This window comes from Rhizobium sp. GCM10022189, from assembly GCF_042656325.1.
Lineage (GTDB): Bacteria > Pseudomonadota > Alphaproteobacteria > Rhizobiales > Rhizobiaceae > Rhizobium.
This window is the reverse complement of sequence record NZ_JBHSOR010000047.1, coordinates 172,663-189,190: the sequence shown is the minus strand read 5'-3', so window position 1 is coordinate 189,190 and position 16,528 is coordinate 172,663. Positions and strand designations below refer to the sequence as shown.

General features: G+C 61.1%; 11 protein-coding genes and 1 pseudogene. 3 read left to right on the top strand and 9 right to left on the bottom strand.

The annotated features are described in order from the left end of the window. The first annotated feature begins 796 nt into the window (after window positions 1-796). Window positions 797-2,740 (top strand): M23 family metallopeptidase, encoded by a 1,944-nt coding sequence (locus ACFPWW_RS20965; RefSeq protein WP_112705857.1) that lies wholly within the window; start codon window positions 797-799, stop codon window positions 2,738-2,740. Window positions 2,741-2,809: 69 nt separating this feature from the next. Here the strand turns inward: ACFPWW_RS20965 and clpB are convergent, their stop codons facing one another. The 7 genes from clpB to ACFPWW_RS20930 form a co-directional block, all read right to left on the bottom strand. Beyond that, window positions 2,810-5,413, bottom strand: a complete 2,604-nt coding sequence (gene clpB, locus ACFPWW_RS20960; protein WP_377313119.1) for an ATP-dependent chaperone ClpB — start codon at window positions 5,411-5,413, stop codon at window positions 2,810-2,812. A gap of 200 nt (window positions 5,414-5,613) precedes the next feature. After that, a complete protein-coding gene (locus ACFPWW_RS20955; RefSeq protein WP_377313118.1) occupies window positions 5,614-7,020 on the bottom strand; it encodes a DUF1254 domain-containing protein in 1,407 nt (468 codons plus the stop codon). Between the two features lie 179 nt (window positions 7,021-7,199). Continuing rightward, window positions 7,200-7,901, bottom strand: a complete 702-nt coding sequence (locus ACFPWW_RS20950) for a DUF4167 domain-containing protein (RefSeq protein WP_112573401.1) — start codon at window positions 7,899-7,901, stop codon at window positions 7,200-7,202. Window positions 7,902-8,246: 345 nt separating this feature from the next. Next, a complete protein-coding gene (gene prmC, locus ACFPWW_RS20945) occupies window positions 8,247-9,116 on the bottom strand; it encodes a peptide chain release factor N(5)-glutamine methyltransferase (RefSeq protein ID WP_377313117.1) in 870 nt (289 codons plus the stop codon). Continuing rightward, entirely contained in the window at window positions 9,113-10,192 is a 1,080-nt protein-coding gene (prfA, locus tag ACFPWW_RS20940) for a peptide chain release factor 1 (RefSeq protein ID WP_112573405.1), read from the bottom strand. The genes prmC and prfA overlap by 4 nt, the downstream gene beginning before the upstream one ends. A 30-nt stretch (window positions 10,193-10,222) precedes the next feature. After that, on the bottom strand, window positions 10,223-12,490 hold the full coding sequence (ptsP, locus tag ACFPWW_RS20935) for a phosphoenolpyruvate--protein phosphotransferase (RefSeq protein WP_112573407.1): 2,268 nt from the start codon (window positions 12,488-12,490) through the stop codon (window positions 10,223-10,225). 90 nt (window positions 12,491-12,580) lie between these two features. Beyond that, on the bottom strand, window positions 12,581-13,855 hold the full coding sequence (locus ACFPWW_RS20930) for an aspartate kinase (protein ID WP_112573409.1): 1,275 nt from the start codon (window positions 13,853-13,855) through the stop codon (window positions 12,581-12,583). Window positions 13,856-14,154: 299 nt separating this feature from the next. On the opposite strand from ACFPWW_RS20930, the pseudogene ACFPWW_RS20925 reads away from it, so the two are divergent. Together ACFPWW_RS20925 and ubiG are read left to right on the top strand one after the other, a co-directional pair. After that, a pseudogene (locus tag ACFPWW_RS20925) lies at window positions 14,155-14,379 on the top strand (hypothetical protein); the annotation flags it as partial. Window positions 14,380-14,443: 64 nt separating this feature from the next. Next, window positions 14,444-15,190: a bifunctional 2-polyprenyl-6-hydroxyphenol methylase/3-demethylubiquinol 3-O-methyltransferase UbiG gene (ubiG, locus tag ACFPWW_RS20920; RefSeq protein ID WP_377313116.1), complete on the top strand. Its 747-nt coding sequence runs from the start codon at window positions 14,444-14,446 to the stop codon at window positions 15,188-15,190. Window positions 15,191-15,236: 46 nt separating this feature from the next. Here the strand turns inward: ubiG and ACFPWW_RS20915 are convergent, their stop codons facing one another. Then, window positions 15,237-15,665: a DUF1178 family protein gene (locus tag ACFPWW_RS20915; RefSeq protein WP_377313115.1), complete on the bottom strand. Its 429-nt coding sequence runs from the start codon at window positions 15,663-15,665 to the stop codon at window positions 15,237-15,239. Continuing rightward, a complete protein-coding gene (locus ACFPWW_RS20910) occupies window positions 15,662-16,519 on the bottom strand; it encodes a carbon-nitrogen hydrolase family protein (RefSeq protein WP_112573415.1) in 858 nt (285 codons plus the stop codon). Before ACFPWW_RS20910 ends, ACFPWW_RS20915 begins: the two co-directional genes overlap by 4 nt. Between the last annotated feature and the right edge of the window lie 9 nt (window positions 16,520-16,528).

Below are 16,528 nucleotides of genomic sequence, written 5' to 3'. Positions count from 1 at the left end.
TGTTAAGCCTGCCGCCAGCGTTCGTTCTGAGCCAGGATCAAACTCTCATGTTGAGAATTCAATCATTGGCATTACGTCACGTCTTGAATCGACGAGAACTTCACACCTGTCTTCCAGGACAAAAACATAAGTCTCCATCCGAAAACCAGTGTAACTTCTCTTGATAAACGTGACCGCCAAAGTCTCTTTCCAGAAGTCCAAATTCCTTCAGACCCCGCAAGCTCCGCCGCCCACGTTTCTCTTTCTTCTCATCTTCAATTGTCAAAAAACTGACGACACATTTGCCGTCGAAAAATCAACGCCCCAAACTTCCGCCCAGAGCACAAACCAGCATTCCGCCAATCCGCTTGATTTTCTGCAGAACGAGAAACTTCGTCGCCAGCAGCGCCGCCGCCCTCGTCAGTGAGTGGGCTTATAATCCCTCATCTTCCCGACAGTCAACAGGCCATTTCCAAAAAAATCATTTTTCTTCCATCCCTTTGTTTCTGCAGGTGATTTTACACCATTCGCGAAAATCCGCTCGTTTCCCGGATTCCAATCGCGCCGAAGAGCCCGAAAAACATGACTGTTTGTCGGTTTATTGTGGAAGATCCGATTTTAGCCCTCTTCGCCCCGACATGATCACATTCTGCTGGTCAGAGAAACACGCACGATTCACGCAGGCATGCGCACGTAGAGTGTCCGCTCCGGTGTGATTTGACTTCAGTGCCCAAAATATGCACATCTTTCGCCCCAGCCAGGACGGCCCGCGGATGCTAAGAACGACATCGAATGTAAGGATGCGAACTCCACTGCCATGATGACGGAGAAAATGATGATCCGCTCGCTCGGCAGCGAGCCTCCGCTTCTGGCAGACGGGCGCCGTGCGCCCGACCGGCGCGAGGTTTCGTTGCGCTGGCTTTCGGGCACGTTCCTCACAGGCATTACCTCGTCGATCCTCATGGGTGTCGCACTGTTTGCCGCCCTCGACGGCCGGCAGCAGCTGGCAATCCCCGCCGAAGCCTATGCGAGCGCATCGGCCGATGCGCACCAGGACACATCCGTTACCCGGGGCGGGCGTCTGATCGCTCCCGTCATAGCCGCCAAGCCATCCGATCGCGCCATCATGGAAGTCTCGACCGTCGTCCACGACGGCGAGAAGGAGGTCGTGCGCCGCCAGCCCTTCTCCCATGTGAAGATGATGCTGGCGGCCAATCACGTCGCGACGGAGGATTATCCGGATTTCGATCCGCTGGCGATCTTCTCGGCCGACGAACCGCAGCCGGCTCCGCAGAGCCGCACCGGCGCAATTTACGGCTCCGACGTCGAATCCGAAGTGGCGCTCAAGACCATCCCTTTCCCGACTGGCAAATCCGACCTCAACATGGCCCCCGGCCTGTCGCTTGACGAGGTCGAGGAGAATGTCCGCTCCAATGGCTCGGTCCTGACGGACGGAAATGCCCAGCTGGCCGCTCTCTATTATGTGGATCCGCGCCGCTTCTCCGCCGAGGACAACGACGTCGACCTGACCGCCGGCCTTGCCGCGCGTGTTCTCGAACAGAACATGACGGTTTCGGCACCGGAATCCATTACACCGCAGACCGAAGAATTCGCCGACGACATCCTGCCGGTGCGCCAGGACACGAAAATCGCCAAGGCGCTCGCCGATTCCGGCTACCCGCAGCCGCAGGCAGACGGCATGTCCGGCTATATCGCCCCGCTGCTCGGCACCGATACGCTCTCGAAAGGCGACGTCCTGCGCATCGGCATCATTCAGAAGGGCGAACAGGCAAAGATCATCCGCGCCAGCGTCTATCGCGGCACCCGCCATCTCGTCACCGTCGCGCTCGATGACAAGGGCCGGTTCGTCGCCGGCAGCGAGCCGCCGATGCTGGATGCGGTCGCCACAGCCTTCGACGACAATTCCTTCGCCCCGCCCGCAGGCCAGAACCTGCCGCGCGTCTATGACGGCATTTACCGAGCAGCCCTTTCCTATGGCATGACCAAGGACATGACGGCTCTGATCATCAAGCTGCTTGCCGCCAATGTCGATTTCCAGGCGCAGCTGAAGCCGACGGACTATCTCGAAGCCTTCTTCTCCGTCGCCGACAGCAACGGCCAGGCAACCGCCGATTCCGAGCTTCTCTACGTCAACGCGCGTTTCGGCGATACATTGACGCGCTTCTATCGCTTCCAGGACCCGGAAGACGGCACGGTCGACTATTTCGACCAGGACGGCAAGAGCATCCGCCAGTTCCTGCTGCGCAATCCTGTCCCGAACGGCATCTTCAAGTCCGGCTTCGGCATGCGCCGCCACCCGATCCTCGGCTTTGCGCGCATGCATACCGGTGTCGACTGGGCGGCCCCGCGCGGCACGGCGATCATCGCAGCCGGCAACGGCACGGTCGAAAAGGCAGGCTGGGATTCCGGTGGCTATGGCAACCAGACGATCGTACGCCACGCCAACGGCTACGAATCCTCCTATAACCACCAGAGCGCCATTGCCAAGGGCATCGTGCCGGGCGCCAAGGTGCGCCAGGGGCAGGTCATCGGCTGGGTGGGAACGACCGGTGAATCGACAGGCCCGCACCTGCACTACGAATTGATCGTCAACGGCACCAAGGTCGATCCGCTGCGCATCCGCCTGCCCGGCGGCAAGTCGCTCCAGGGCGATGCGCTCGCCAAGTTCGAGGACGAGCGCAAGCGCATCGACACGCTTCTGAACAACCAGCCCGCCTCCGATCAGGTCGCCAGCAAATAATTCGCTCCTTCTGCTGAAACAAAAATGGCGGCCCGGGAGCCGCCATTTTCAATTCCTGTCCGCACAGCCTTATGCCGCTTCGCTGACCGACTGTTTCGTCCGGAACAGCAGACGATCCGAACCGCTGGTGATCTTCACCGTCGATCCGTCCGGCACCTGGCCCGACAGGATCTGCTCGGCAAGCGGATCCTGCACGAACTTCTGGATCACCCGCTTCAGCGGACGGGCGCCGTAGACCGGATCGTAGCCCCTGTTTGCCAGCCAGTTGCGGGCATCCTCGTCGAGATCGAGCACGATCTTGCGCTCGGACAGCAGCGATACCAGCCGCCTCAGCTGAATATCGACGATCGCGCCCATTTCCTCGCGCTTCAGGCGGTGGAAAAGGATGATCTCATCGATACGGTTCAGGAATTCCGGCCGGAAATGGCCGCGAACGACGTCCATCACCTGCTCGCGAACCGTCTCGCTGTCCTCCCCTTCACGCAACTGCGTCAGATATTCGGCGCCGAGGTTCGACGTCATGATGATCATCGTGTTGCGGAAATCGACCGTCCGGCCCTGCCCGTCGGTCAGGCGACCGTCGTCCAGCACCTGCAGCAGGATGTTGAACACGTCGGGATGGGCTTTCTCGATCTCGTCGAACAGCACGACCTGATAGGGCCGGCGACGAACGGCTTCCGTCAGCGCACCGCCTTCGTCATAGCCGACATAGCCGGGAGGGGCACCGATCAGCCGGGCGACGGAGTGCTTCTCCATATATTCCGACATATCCATGCGCACCATTGCCGTCTCGTCGTCGAACAGGAAGCGGGCAAGCGCCTTGGTGAGTTCCGTCTTTCCGACGCCGGTCGGGCCGAGGAAGATGAATGAGCCGATCGGTCGGTTCGGATCCTGAAGGCCGGCACGGGCGCGGCGTACGGCACGGGATACGGCCTGAACCGCATCGCCCTGCCCGATCACCGATTTCGCCAGTTCGTCTTCCATCCGGAGCAGCTTGTCGCGTTCGCCTTCCAGCATCTTGTCGACCGGAATGCCGGTCCAGCGGGAGACGACATGGGCGATATTGTCGGGTGTGACGACCTCCTGCACCATCGCGTTGCGGCTGTTGTCTTCCTTGCTTTCGGCCTCGCTCAGCTGCTTTTCCAGGCCCGGGATCACGCCGTAAGCAAGCTCGCCGGCGCGCTGGAATTCGCCCTTGCGCTGGGCGATCGCCAACTCGTTGCGGGCATCGTCGAGCTGCTTTTTCAGATCGGCGGCAAGGCCGAGTTTCTGTTTCTCCGCCTGCCAGCGAGCCGTCAGCGCATCAGCCTCTTCCTCCAGCGAAGAAAGCTCGCCTTCCAGCCGTTTCAGCCGGTCGGCAGAAGCAACGTCGGTTTCCTTCTTCAAGGCCTCGCGCTCGATCTTCAGCTGGATGATACGGCGGTCGAGTTCGTCGAGCTCTTCCGGCTTGGAATCCACCTGCATGCGCAGACGGGCGGCTGCCTCGTCCATCAGGTCGATCGCCTTGTCCGGCAGAAAGCGGTCGGTGATGTAGCGGTTCGAAAGCGTCGCAGCGGCAACCAATGCCGCATCGGCGATGCGCACCTTGTGATGCTGCTCGTACTTTTCCTTCAGCCCGCGCAGGATCGAGATCGTATCCTCGACCGTCGGCTCCTCGACCATGACCGGCTGGAAGCGACGGGCAAGAGCAGGGTCCTTCTCGACATGTTTGCGGTATTCGTCGAGCGTCGTTGCGCCGACGCAGTGCAATTCGCCACGGGCAAGAGCAGGCTTCAGCAGGTTGGAAGCGTCCATCGCCCCATCCGCCTTGCCGGCGCCGACCAGCGTATGCATCTCGTCGATGAAAAGGATGATCTCGCCATTCTCCGACTGAACCTCGTTCAATACGGCCTTCAGGCGCTCCTCGAATTCGCCGCGGAACTTTGCACCGGCAATCAAGGCACCCATGTCGAGAGCCATCAGCTTCTTGTCCTTCAGGCTTTCCGGCACGTCGCCATTGACGATGCGCAGGGCAAGACCTTCGACGATCGCCGTCTTGCCGACGCCGGGCTCACCGATGAGAACAGGATTGTTCTTGGTGCGGCGCGAGAGAACCTGGATGGTGCGGCGGATCTCGTCGTCGCGGCCGATCACCGGGTCAAGCTTGCCTTCGCGGGCATCGCTCGTCAGGTCGCGGGCATATTTCTTCAGGCTGTCGAAACCCTGCTCGGCGCTCGCCGTATCGGCGGTGCGACCCTTGCGGATGTCGTTGATAACCTGATTGAGCGCCTGCGCGGTCACGCCGGCATTCTTCAGCGACTGATAGGTGGAAGCGGAAGTTTCGATCGCCAGCGCCTGCAACAGGCGCTCGACCGTCACGAAGCTGTCGCCTGCTTTCTTTGCCGCCTCTTCGGCAGTGGAGAAAACCTTGGCGAGCGGCTGGGCGAGATAGATATTGCCGTTGCCGCCGGAAACCTTGGGCAGCTTGGCAAGTGCGGCGTCATTGGCAAGCCGTGCGGCTTTTGCGTCGCCACCGGCGCGCTCGATCAGCGAAGCGGCCATGCCCTGATCGTCGTCGAGCAGCACTTTCAGCACATGTTCTGCCGTGAATTGTTGGTGCCCTTGCGCCAGAGCATAGGTCTGGGCCGACTGAACGAAACCGCGCACCCGCTCGGAGTATTTTTCGATATTCATGCGTTACCTCCATGAATCGCCCTGCCCTTCATAAGGCACAGACCGATGATTGAGATTGAGCTCCCTCAAAAGGCAAGCCCTGTTTGTCGCCATTGAGATTTGCGGCAAACGAAACTCAAGAGCATATGGTGGGGAATCCCGGTAGTTTAAAGGGGCAAGGCATCGGAAAACAGCCGCCCCGAAACCATGCCTCCCGGCCCCTATCGGCCCATGAGCGTAACGTCGGGCAGCACCCATTCCTTATCGAAGAACGCCTTGGTGGGACCGTAGGCGCGGAACATCAGCTCGAACTTCCGCTTCGGGTCCGTCGGCACCCAGTTGGCATCCCTGCCCTTCGGCGCATTCGGCCCGAAATAGAGATCGATCGAGCCGTCCTCGTTCTTGATAAGGTCGGGGATCTGCGACGAACGGCTGGCGCGCGGGACGTTCCTGATCAGGGCGTGCGTCTGTCTATCGTAGGCCGTTACGGACCAGTATTGTTCGACCGGCACGTTTGGCGGAACGTTGAGGCGATAGGTCTTGCCGCCGTCGAAATCGTTGCCGTCCTTATCGCGGATCGAGATCGAATAGAATTGTCCCGCGCCCAGCCGCTTGATGCCGATATAGGCATAGCTGTAGGCGACGCCGCGATGATCGACGGGATAAGCGTCCGGCGCATCGAAATTGGCTTGCGCGGCGGTGATCAGGTCCGGGTAGGCCGGCAAGGTCCAACGGCTCCTGTCGGTGAAAAATGGGGGAAGCCCCGCATCGTATTTGGCCTCCAGAAGCCTCCGGGACTCCTTGATGCCTTCAGTCAGCAGAGATTTCACATGCGCGTCCGGCGCAAACGGCTTGCCCTGTTCGATGCCAAGCGATTTCAGCTGGTCGATCATGACCCGATCCCGAGCTATCCACGGCTCCTCCTGAATGACGCGGTTCAGGTTGTCGAAAAAGCTGTTGTCCCATCTGATGGTGGAATCGAAGAGGATGTCTTTGACGTCGGTAAAAACGGTCTCGGGCGGACTGGCGGCCGCGGAGAGAGGATAGACCTTCAGCGTCTTGCCGTAGGCGATCGAAGCCTGCACGTCGGCATCGCCGTGGCTCTTCAGGTTAGAGCGGAAAAGCATGTAGCCACCATAGACCTCCGACTGAAGCGGGATGAAGCCCTCCGGCAGCTTGTCCTTGTAACCTGGAGGCAGGACCACGAATTTTCCGCCTTTGCCCTTGTCGTATCCGAGCAGGCCGGCATCTTCGAGCGGCAGCTGCCAGGCGGTGACGATATTGCCGTTGAAAGAGGAGCTGCCTTCTGCGGCCGGCAGATCGAGAACGACCGGGCCGTCTTTTGTCGTGAAGAAAGTCATGAAATAGAGGGCATCAGGATTGGGCGTCAGCGTCTGGTTCCTCCAATCCAGCGGCCGCCCCCAATAGATGACCTGCCCAACCCGGCCCGGCGTCTTGGTCAGCATCTCCTGGCGCATCAGGTCGTAGTTGACGACGGGAATTCCCCAGACGACGGCCTGGACGGCCTTTCGCTCGATCTCATCGTCGAAGGCTTGCCTTGCTGCCTTCTCCGCGCCCTCGGCGGAAGCAGCGACCAGCAGCACGCACAAGAACACAAGATACTTCATGGCAGCGCTCCTCCGGTCCCGACAGGTGTCCCGGAGTGAACGCCTCGAAGGCTCGATGCGGAAGTACGTTACTGTAAATGTGCGTGTAAACGCCGTTCACGACAATCGCGGCAGGCGACTTCGCAAAGAAAAGGCCGCCCGAAGAGGGCAGCCTTTCAAACTTCACAGACGAAGCAGGCTTATTCGGAGGCAGCCTCGGCCAGAACCGGGGCCTCGGCGGAAGCGCCTTCCTCACCGGCGGCCTCACCTTCGGCGCCGCGGCGCGGACGGCGCGGGCGGCTGCCGGCATTGCGGCGGCGGGGCTGGCGCTCGCGCTGCGGCGCAGCCGAGCCTTCCTCTTCCATCGCGACTTCGGCCGGAATGCCTTCGATTTCCGGCTGCGGGCCGGTTCCGTCGATCGCTTCCGCCTGCTGTGCCGGCGGCGCTACCGGAGCAGCCTGCCGCTGTTCGCGCTGCTGCTGGTGAGGCGGCTGAACGATGACGACATCGTCATTGTCGGCCGTATCCACTTCGTCGCCATCGCGGTCCGCATTGTCACGATCATTATAGTCGTGGCGGTCATCGCGCTGGAAGCGTTCCTGCATCTGCGCCTGCGCGGCGGCAATGATGCGGTTGTAGTGTTCGGCGTGCTGGAGATAGTTCTCAGCTATGACGCGGTCGCCGGAGCTCTGGGCGTCACGGGCGAGCTGCGCATATTTTTCAGCGATATGCTGGGCAGTGCCACGGATCTTCACATCGGGGCCGGAACTGTCATAAGTCCTTGTCAGCGGGTTTCCGCCCTTGCGGTTGAAATTGTTGTTGTTGTTATTTCCGCCGCCGCCATTGTTATTGTTGTTATTGCCACGCCCTCGACCGCGCTTGTTCTGCTGTCCTGGCCTCATCGATCGTTCACCTGAATTCTCTGTTTGTGATTGGATACATGGCACCAACCGCCAAGACCGGTCCATCCGGATCAGGGCCTTCGTGCCGCAAGCATAGTGCGCCTTCGCGCCGACCTGCCGCTTGTCTTCAAGTCAGTTTGACTGATTCACGCATTGGGTCGTGTTCAACTTTTGAAACTCTCGTTTAAAAGAGCAGACCCCCGAAGCTGAGCAAGTACCGAACGAATCTCGTTCATTCCTGTGCGCCCAACGCGTGAGGGCAACCTATATTGCTTCCTCGGGAAATCCAAGCCTTTTCTTCGCAATAGCAATAATGTCCAGTTCGATGCCGCAATTTGTCGCCGGTCATGCCAGCGAGAACACGAGCACTCTGTCATTTTGACCATAATCTTTCACGGATTTGAGGCACTTGAAGCCTTCCGCTTCGAAGATCGCCGTCACATCGTTTCGCTGATCGTAGCCGATTTCCAGTCCCACGACCCCATTTGGCCGTACGAACCTTGCCGCATCCTTTGCTAGGGCTTTGTAGGCGTCAAGCCCATCCGAGCCGCCGTCCAGCGCTGCAGCCGGATCAAATTTCGTCACTTCGGGAGCGAGATCGTGAATGACATTGGAAGCAATATAGGGCGGATTTGAGACAATCGCATGAAACGTCCCGTGGATGTTCTCGAACCAGCTCGATCGAATGGTCGAAAATCGCGCCTGCAATCCGTTTCTTTCTGCGTTTGATCTTGCCGTCTCCAGCGCATCGGCCGAAATGTCGCTGCCGATGCCTGACGCTTCCGGGCATTCACTCAGGAGCGCAAGGCAAATCGCTCCGGTCCCGGTTCCCATGTCGAGGATGTGGAGATTGTTCTCCGACTTTGCAAGGTCTCGCAGATAAGGAATGATCGTATCGACGAGAATTTCCGTGTCCGGCCGCGGCTCCAGCGTGCCCGCCGACAGCGAAAGCGGCAGGCCGTAGAATTCCCGCTCTCCAAGAATGCGGTGCACCGGCTCGTGCCTCAGCCGCCTGTCGATCGCCCGGCCGATGCTTTCCGCCTGCTCCTGCGAAATCGGCTCGCGGCCGGCCGTCAGCATTCCGGTCGGCGAAAGCTTCAGCAATCCGGCGATCAGCAGCCGGGCATCGGTCTGCGGATCGGCAATGCCCGCCTCCGTAAAGCGACGCCGGGCCTCGGCAAGCACCTCTGAAACCGTCGGCCCGGACACGGTCATTGCTGTTCGCCAAGCTGCGCCAGCTGGCTCGCCTGATAGTCCGCCAGCAGCGCATCCACCACTTCGTCGATCTCGCCGACCATCATCCGGTCGAGCTTGTAGAGCGTCAGGTTGATGCGATGATCGGTCACGCGTCCCTGCGGAAAGTTATAGGTGCGGATACGTTCGGAGCGATCGCCGGAGCCGACCTGGCTCTTGCGGTCGGCAGAACGTTCGCTGTCTGCCCTCTGCCGCTCGGCGTCATAAAGACGCGAGCGCAGCACCTGCATGGCCTTGGCGCGGTTCTGGTGCTGGGATTTTTCCGAACTGGTCACGACGATACCCGTCGGCAGGTGGGTGATGCGCACCGCCGAGTCCGTCGTGTTGACGTGCTGGCCGCCCGCACCCGAGGAGCGCATCGTATCGATGCGGATGTCTTCCGGCCGGATCTCGATGTCGATCTCTTCCGCCTCGGGAAGAACGGCGACGGTCGCAGCCGAGGTGTGAATGCGCCCGCCGGCTTCCGTTTCGGGCACACGCTGCACACGGTGCACGCCGGATTCGAACTTCAGCTTGGCAAAGACGCCCTTGCCGGTGATCGTCGCAATGATTTCCTTGTAGCCGCCGGCTTCACCCTCGCTTGACGAGAGCACTTCCACCTTCCAGCCATGTGTCGAAGCATAACGCTCATACATGCGGAAGAGGTCGCCGGCAAAAAGGGCCGCCTCGTTGCCGCCGGTACCGGCGCGGATTTCCAGGATCGCGCTCTTCTCGTCGGCCGCATCCTTGGGCAGAAGCAGGATCTGGATTTCGTTCTCCAGCGTCTCGATGCGCTCCTTCACATCAGGCAGCTCAAGTTCGGCGAGATCGCGCATGTCGCGGTCGACGGACTTGTCCTCCAGCAGCACTTCCAGGTCGGCAAGCTCGCCGACCGCCTTCTGATAGGCACGGATCTTGGTGACGACCGGCTGCAGCTCGGAATATTCGGATGCGAGTTTCACATAAACGTCGGCCGAAGGGCCGGCCGACATGCGCGCTTCGATCTCGCCGAAGCGGCGCTCAAGCTCGCGCATCTTTTCAATGGGAAGCTTCGCCACCCCTTGCTCCTGTTCTTCTTATTGATGTGTCTAAAGGGGAATATTGTGGCTCTCGGCGAAGCGGGCAAGCACCTCGCGCATCGGAACGGTCGCATTCCGGTCGTCCAGCGCCTCATTGACCGCCTTCGTCAGGGCCTCGGCATCGAGCCCGAGCAGCATGGCCTTGACCGGTCCGATCGAGGCCGGCGACATGGAAATGGAACGGAAACCGACGCCAAGCAGCGCCATGGCCGAAAGCGGTTTGCCGGCCAGCTCACCGCACAGTGTTACGGGCGTCTTGTTGCGGTCCGCACCGCGCACGATATCGCGCAGGATGCGCAGGAATGGCCGTTCCAGCGGATCGAACCGCTCGGAAACCCGCGCATTGCCGCGATCGACCGCCATGGCGAACTGGAACAGGTCGTTGGAGCCGACCGAGACGAAATCGACCGCGTCCATCAGCTCATCGAGCTGCCACAGCAGGGCCGGAACCTCCAGCATCGCGCCAAACTGCAGCTTGCGGGGCAAGCCATGGCCGAAGCGAGAAAGATGCTGCACTTCCTTCTGCAGCAATTCGCGCACCTGCCTCAGCTCCGACACTTCGGTGACCATCGGCACCATCAGCTTCAGTTCGGTGCCGGCCGCGGCCTTCAGCATGGCGCGCAACTGCGTGCGCAGGAGACCCGGCCGGTCGAGCGACAGGCGGATCGCCCGCCAGCCGAGCGCCGGATTCTCTTCCTCATGGCCGCGGAAATAGGGCACGACCTTGTCGCCGCCGATATCGAGCGTGCGGAAGGTTACGACGCGCCCGCCCGCCTGTTTCAGCACATTGCGGTAGAACATTTCCTGCTCTTCCGCCTTCGGCATGGTCGAAGCGATCATGAACTGCAGTTCGGTGCGGAAAAGCCCGATGCCCTCCGCGCCCGATTCCGCCAGCTGCGGCAGATCGACCAGCAGGCCGGCATTCATCAGAAGCTGGATGCGCTGCCCGTCCCGCGTGACCGGCTCGACCGAACGCAACGCCCGGAACTGCTCCTGCCGTCTCGCACGGAAGCGGACCTTTTCCTCGTAGGAGCGCTGATGTTCCGGCATCGGCCGGATATGCACATGCCCCTCGTCGCCGTCGATGATAACGGCGTCGCCGTTTTCGGCCAGTGCCACGACACCGGCCGCCTGGCCGATGACGGGAATGCCCATGGCGCGCGCGACGATCACCACATGGCTCGTCACCGCGCCTTCCTCAAGCACCAGACCGCGCACATTGGCGCGCGGATAGTCGAGCAGTTCGGCGGCACCCATGGCGCGCGCCAGGATAATCGCATCGGTCGGGAAGCCCTCGGCGGTCGTGCGGCCGGTATAGCCCGTCAGCACACGCAGCAGCCGGTTCGCGAGATCCTCGAAATCGTGCATCCGTTCGCGCAGGTACGGATCGGTCAGGCGCATCATGCGCGCCTTGGTATCGCTCTGCACCTTCTCGACGGCCGCTTCCGCCGTCAGGCCGTTGCGGATCGCTTCTTCGAGCTTGCGCACCCAGCCCTGGTCGTGGGCGAACATGCGGTAGGTTTCCAGCACCTCGCGGTGCTCGCCTTCCATGGAAACGTCGCGGCGCGACAGCATGTCGTCGATGGAGATCCGGAGCGAGCCCATGGCTTCCGCCAGCCGCCGGATTTCCTTTTCCGCGTCCTCGTTCAGAAGGTTGGTGACGACGATGCGCGGCTCGTGCAGCACGACGTAACCGAGGCCGATTCCGTCATTATAGGTGTCGCCGTCGATCGTGACGGAGCGGGTGAGATCGAGTTCGAGACCCGGCTTGGTAATCTTCTTGAGTTCGCCGGTCGCAATCATCTCGGCGAGAACCATCGCCGTCGTCTCGAGCGCTTCCAGCTCCTCGTCGCGATAGTTGCGGCTCGCCTTGTTCTGCACGACGAGAACGCCGAGCGAGCGTCCCGTACGCAGGATCGGCACGCCGAGGAAGGAATGGTAGATTTCTTCGCCCGTTTCCGGCAGGTAGCGGAAGGCCGGATGCGACTGCGCGTCGGAAAGATTGAGCGGCTGGGCGGACGCGGCAATCGTGCCGACGAGGCCCTGTCCCATTTTCAACTGCGAAAGGTGGACGGCTTCTTTTTTGAGACCTTCGGTCGCATAGAGCTCGAGAACACCGTCGGCGCGCAGCACGTAGACCGAGCAGACCTCCGCCACCATGTTGCTGGCGATCTGCCGCACGATCCGGTCGAGTCGCTCCTGCGGCTCCAGCGGCTCCGCCATCAACTCGCGCAGCCGCTTGAGCAATACGCGCGGACCGCCGGAAAGGTCTCTCATTGCGTCTCAAGCTCCCCGAAACAAACGCCTAGTGCGGCCAGCAAAACCGGCCGCATCTTCAACCTGAAGGGGCAGGCCGCCCGCTGGGAATCAATTCTTATCCAGACCGTAGCAGGAATGCAAAGTTCTGACAGCGAGTTCTGCATAAGGACCGTCGATCAGGATCGAAATCTTGATCTCCGAGGTTGTAATCGCCTTGATGTTGATGCCTTTTTCGGCAAGTGCGCGGAAGGCTGTCGCCGCAACGCCGGCATGGCTGCGCATGCCGATACCGATGACGGAAACCTTCACCAGCCCCGATTCGCTCTGCGCGACATCGTAGCCGATCTTCTCCTTGTTGTCGGACAGGACCTTGATGGCCTTCTCGACATCACCCGAAGGAACGGTGAAGGTCATGTCGGTCTTCGAACCGTCTTCGGAAATGTTCTGAACGATCATGTCGACGTTGATGTGGCTCTCGGCAAGCGGGCCGAAGATGGCGGCGGAAACGCCCGGCCGGTCGGCAAGACGGCGAAGCGAGATCTGAGCCTCATCCTTGGCATAGGCGATGCCGGTGACTACTTCCTGTTCCACGATTTCATCCTCGTCACAAATCAGCGTTCCGGGCGGGTTCAAGAGGTCGCCCATGCCCGGAGCATCGGGATCCTCGAAAGACGAACGCACAAAGGTGCGAACCTTATGCACCATGGCGAGCTCGACCGAGCGCACCTGGAGAACCTTGGCACCGAGCGACGCCATTTCCAGCATTTCTTCGAATGCGATCTTCTTCAGCCGCCGCGCCTTGGGCTCGATGCGCGGGTCGGTCGTATAGACGCCATCGACATCGGTATAGATATCGCAGCGGTCCGCCTTGACGGCGGCGGCAATCGCAACGGCCGACGTATCCGATCCGCCGCGCCCAAGCGTCGAGATGCGGTTGTCGGGGCCGAGGCCCTGGAAGCCGGCAACGACGGCAACCTGTCCCTCGCCCATGCGCTTGATGATATCGGCGCCGTCGATCTCCAGGATGCGCGCTGCGCCATGCGCATTGTCCGTGCGGATCGGGATCTGCCAGCCCTGCCAGGAACGGGCGTTGATGCCCATGCTCTGCAGCGCGATCGCCAGAAGGCCCGACGTCACCTGTTCGCCGGAAGCCACGACGGCATCATACTCGCGCGCGTCGTAGAAGGGCGAGTTGGCGCCGATCACCTTCGGCGTATTCTGCACCCAGCCGACGAGTTCGTTGGTCTTGCCGGACATGGCGGAAACGACGACCGCCACTTCATGGCCGGCATCGACTTCACGTTTCACATGGCGGGCAACGTTCTTGATGCGGTCCAGATCAGCGACGGAGGTTCCGCCGAATTTCATAACGATGCGTGCCATAAGCCTCTACCACGACCCGCACGCGATTGCCGGAAAACGGGATCCGCTTCCCCGGCACGCCGCGCGCCATTCACAAACCGCCGGGAGAAACGCATTGCCCTCCCGGGCCTCAGAAAACCCCGGCTGCCAGATGACCGAAGAGCCCGGAAAGACTGGTTTCTGGAACGCTTCTAAAGCCCCGCCAACCAAGGACGAAAGTTGGGCGTCTCTTAGCGAGTTTGACAGGGGGTGGCAAGGGCGCGAAGAAGCCGAAGTGGAAGGGTATTTCCTCGTCACACCAGCCACAGACGATCGCCCGTGATCGGCACTACCGCCGTGACAATACGGGCGCCATCATTGGCGGCCTTGCGGCGGGCGCGATCATCGGCGGCATCATTGCCTCGCAGCCGCGCCTTCGCACCGGCAATTCGCATGTCGACTATTGCTACAGCAAATACCGCTCCTCTCGCACGTCCGACAATCCCTACCAACCGACGAGCATGTCTGAGAATTTCCGGCACATCTTCGCCAGCCGATGCGACTGAGCCGCCCCTTGACTTATCCTGCCGATCGTCCGACTTCACTGGCAGGATGCAAAGGAGCGGTAAGATGACCCAGGCTGCCAAAACCACCATAGACCAGAGCGAAGTCGATCGCTTTTCCGCCATGGCGGCCGAGTGGTGGAGCCCGACGGGCAAGTTCAAGCCGCTGCACAAGTTCAATCCCGTTCGCCTGGCCTATATCCGCGACAAGGCAGCGGAGCATTTTTCTCGCAATGCAAGAAGCGCCAAGCCGCTGGAAGGCCTGCGCGTGCTCGATATCGGCTGCGGCGGCGGCCTTCTGTCGGAACCGGTTGCCCGCATGGGCGCTGACGTCGTCGGTGCCGATCCCTCGGAAAAGAATATCGGCATCGCCTCCACCCACGCCAGGGCATCGGGTGTCGCGGTCGACTATCGCGCCGTCACCGCCGAACAGCTTGCCGAGGCAGGCGAGACCTTCGATATCGTGCTCAACATGGAAGTGGTGGAACATGTGGCCGATGTCGAGCTTTTCATGAATACCTGCGCCGGCATGGTCCGGCCGGGCGGCTTGATGTTCGTCGCCACGATCAACCGCACAATGAAGGCGGCCGCACTTGCCATTTTCGCTGCCGAAAACGTGCTGCGCTGGCTGCCGCGCGGCACGCATCAGTATGAAAAGCTGGTGCGCCCGCAGGAGCTGGAAAAACCGCTGGCTGCAAACGGTCTCGAGATCGTCGACCGCACGGGCGTCTTCTTCAATCCGCTGGCAAACCAGTGGAATCTGTCGAAGGACATGGATGTGAACTATATGCTGCTGGCAAAGCGCCCGGCCTGATCGCGCCGCATGCAGGCCCAAATCATGAAGGGCCTGCAGCCTTCAATCAGTTCACGTCTTCGGGCAGGATCGGCAGGGCGGCGATCTCTATGCCTTCTTCCACCAGCGACCGCGCTTCGTCGGCCGTTGCCTTGCCGATGATACCGCGGGCATCCGCCTCACCGTAATGGATCTTGCGGGCTTCCTCGGGAAAACGGGCGCCGACATCTTCGGAATTCGCCTTGATCGCGGCAACAGCTTGCTTGAGCCTCAGGAAGGCTTCGCGGCGGGCCGTATCCATGGCGACGGCCTGCATTTCATCCTTCTTGCGCGCGGTCGCGACGGACGGCGCCATCAGCGATTTGGAGATGGAGCCGGAATTGCAGACGGGGCAGGTCAGAAAGCCGCTTGCGACCTGGCGATCGAAATCGGCACTTTCAGAAAACCAGCCTTCGAATTCGTGGGCATTCTCACAAATAAGGGAATAACGCATCAAGCTGCTACGCCTCCTGACATTCCCCCCGCAATCCTCTCGATGGAAAACTCCCGACCGTTCTTAAGGTTCGGAATCTTGTCGTGTGCAGCCTTGACGGCTGCCGGATCGATTTCGGCCAGAACGACGGCCTCCCCGGTCGGGCCGGCTGACGCCAGCACCTTGCCCCAGGGATCGACGATCATCGAATGGCCGAACGTCTCGCGTCCGTCCTCATGCAGGCCGGCCTGCGCGGCGGCGATGACGAAGACACCGTTTTCGATGGCGCGCGCCCGCAGCAGGATTTCCCAATGCGCCTCGCCGGTCTGCTTCGTAAAAGCCGCCGGAACGGTCATCACTTCGGCACCGGCCACCGCCTGTGCGCGAAAGAGCTGCGGGAAACGCACGTCATAGCAGATGGTGAAGCCCATCTCGGCGAAGGGCAGCGACAGAACGCGCGCCTCCGATCCCGGCCGGTAGGCCGCGCTTTCGCGCCAGCTCTCGCCATTGTCGAGATCCACGTCGAACATGTGGATCTTGTCGTAGCGATTCAGGATCTTGCCGTCAGGTCCGAACAGGAAGCCGCGATTGGCCATCTTGCCGTCGTCGAGCGCAATCGCCGTCGAGCCGACATGCATGAAGATGCCGAGTTCGGCGGCAAGCGCCGAGCCCGTCCTGACGATGATGTCATTGCTCTCGTCGCGCAGCACTTCCTTTGCCGCGGCGCGGTTACGCTGCAACATGCCGGTCATTTCGGGCGTCTGCACGTAAGTTGCGCCCTTTGCTGCGGCCTCGCGCACGAGGCGCGCCATCGAAGCGGCATTCCGTTCCGGATCGACACCGGAACACATCTGGATGGCGGCGGCCGTAAAGCTCATCGCTCTTCC

Excerpts from the sequence above, each read along its gene's own strand:
- ACFPWW_RS20965 (WP_112705857.1), top strand. The coding sequence starts at position 797 with ATGATGACGGAGAAAATGATGATCCGCTCGCTCGGCAGCGAGCCTCCG.
- clpB (WP_377313119.1), bottom strand. The coding sequence starts at position 5,413 with ATGAATATCGAAAAATACTCCGAGCGGGTGCGCGGTTTCGTTCAGTCG.
- ACFPWW_RS20955 (WP_377313118.1), bottom strand. The coding sequence starts at position 7,020 with ATGAAGTATCTTGTGTTCTTGTGCGTGCTGCTGGTCGCTGCTTCCGCC.
- ACFPWW_RS20950 (WP_112573401.1), bottom strand. The coding sequence starts at position 7,901 with ATGAGGCCAGGACAGCAGAACAAGCGCGGTCGAGGGCGTGGCAATAAC.
- prmC (WP_377313117.1), bottom strand. The coding sequence starts at position 9,116 with ATGACCGTGTCCGGGCCGACGGTTTCAGAGGTGCTTGCCGAGGCCCGG.
- ptsP (WP_112573407.1), bottom strand. The coding sequence starts at position 12,490 with ATGAGAGACCTTTCCGGCGGTCCGCGCGTATTGCTCAAGCGGCTGCGC.
- ACFPWW_RS20930 (WP_112573409.1), bottom strand. The coding sequence starts at position 13,855 with ATGGCACGCATCGTTATGAAATTCGGCGGAACCTCCGTCGCTGATCTG.
- ubiG (WP_377313116.1), top strand. The coding sequence starts at position 14,444 with ATGACCCAGGCTGCCAAAACCACCATAGACCAGAGCGAAGTCGATCGC.
- ACFPWW_RS20910 (WP_112573415.1), bottom strand. The coding sequence starts at position 16,519 with ATGAGCTTTACGGCCGCCGCCATCCAGATGTGTTCCGGTGTCGATCCG.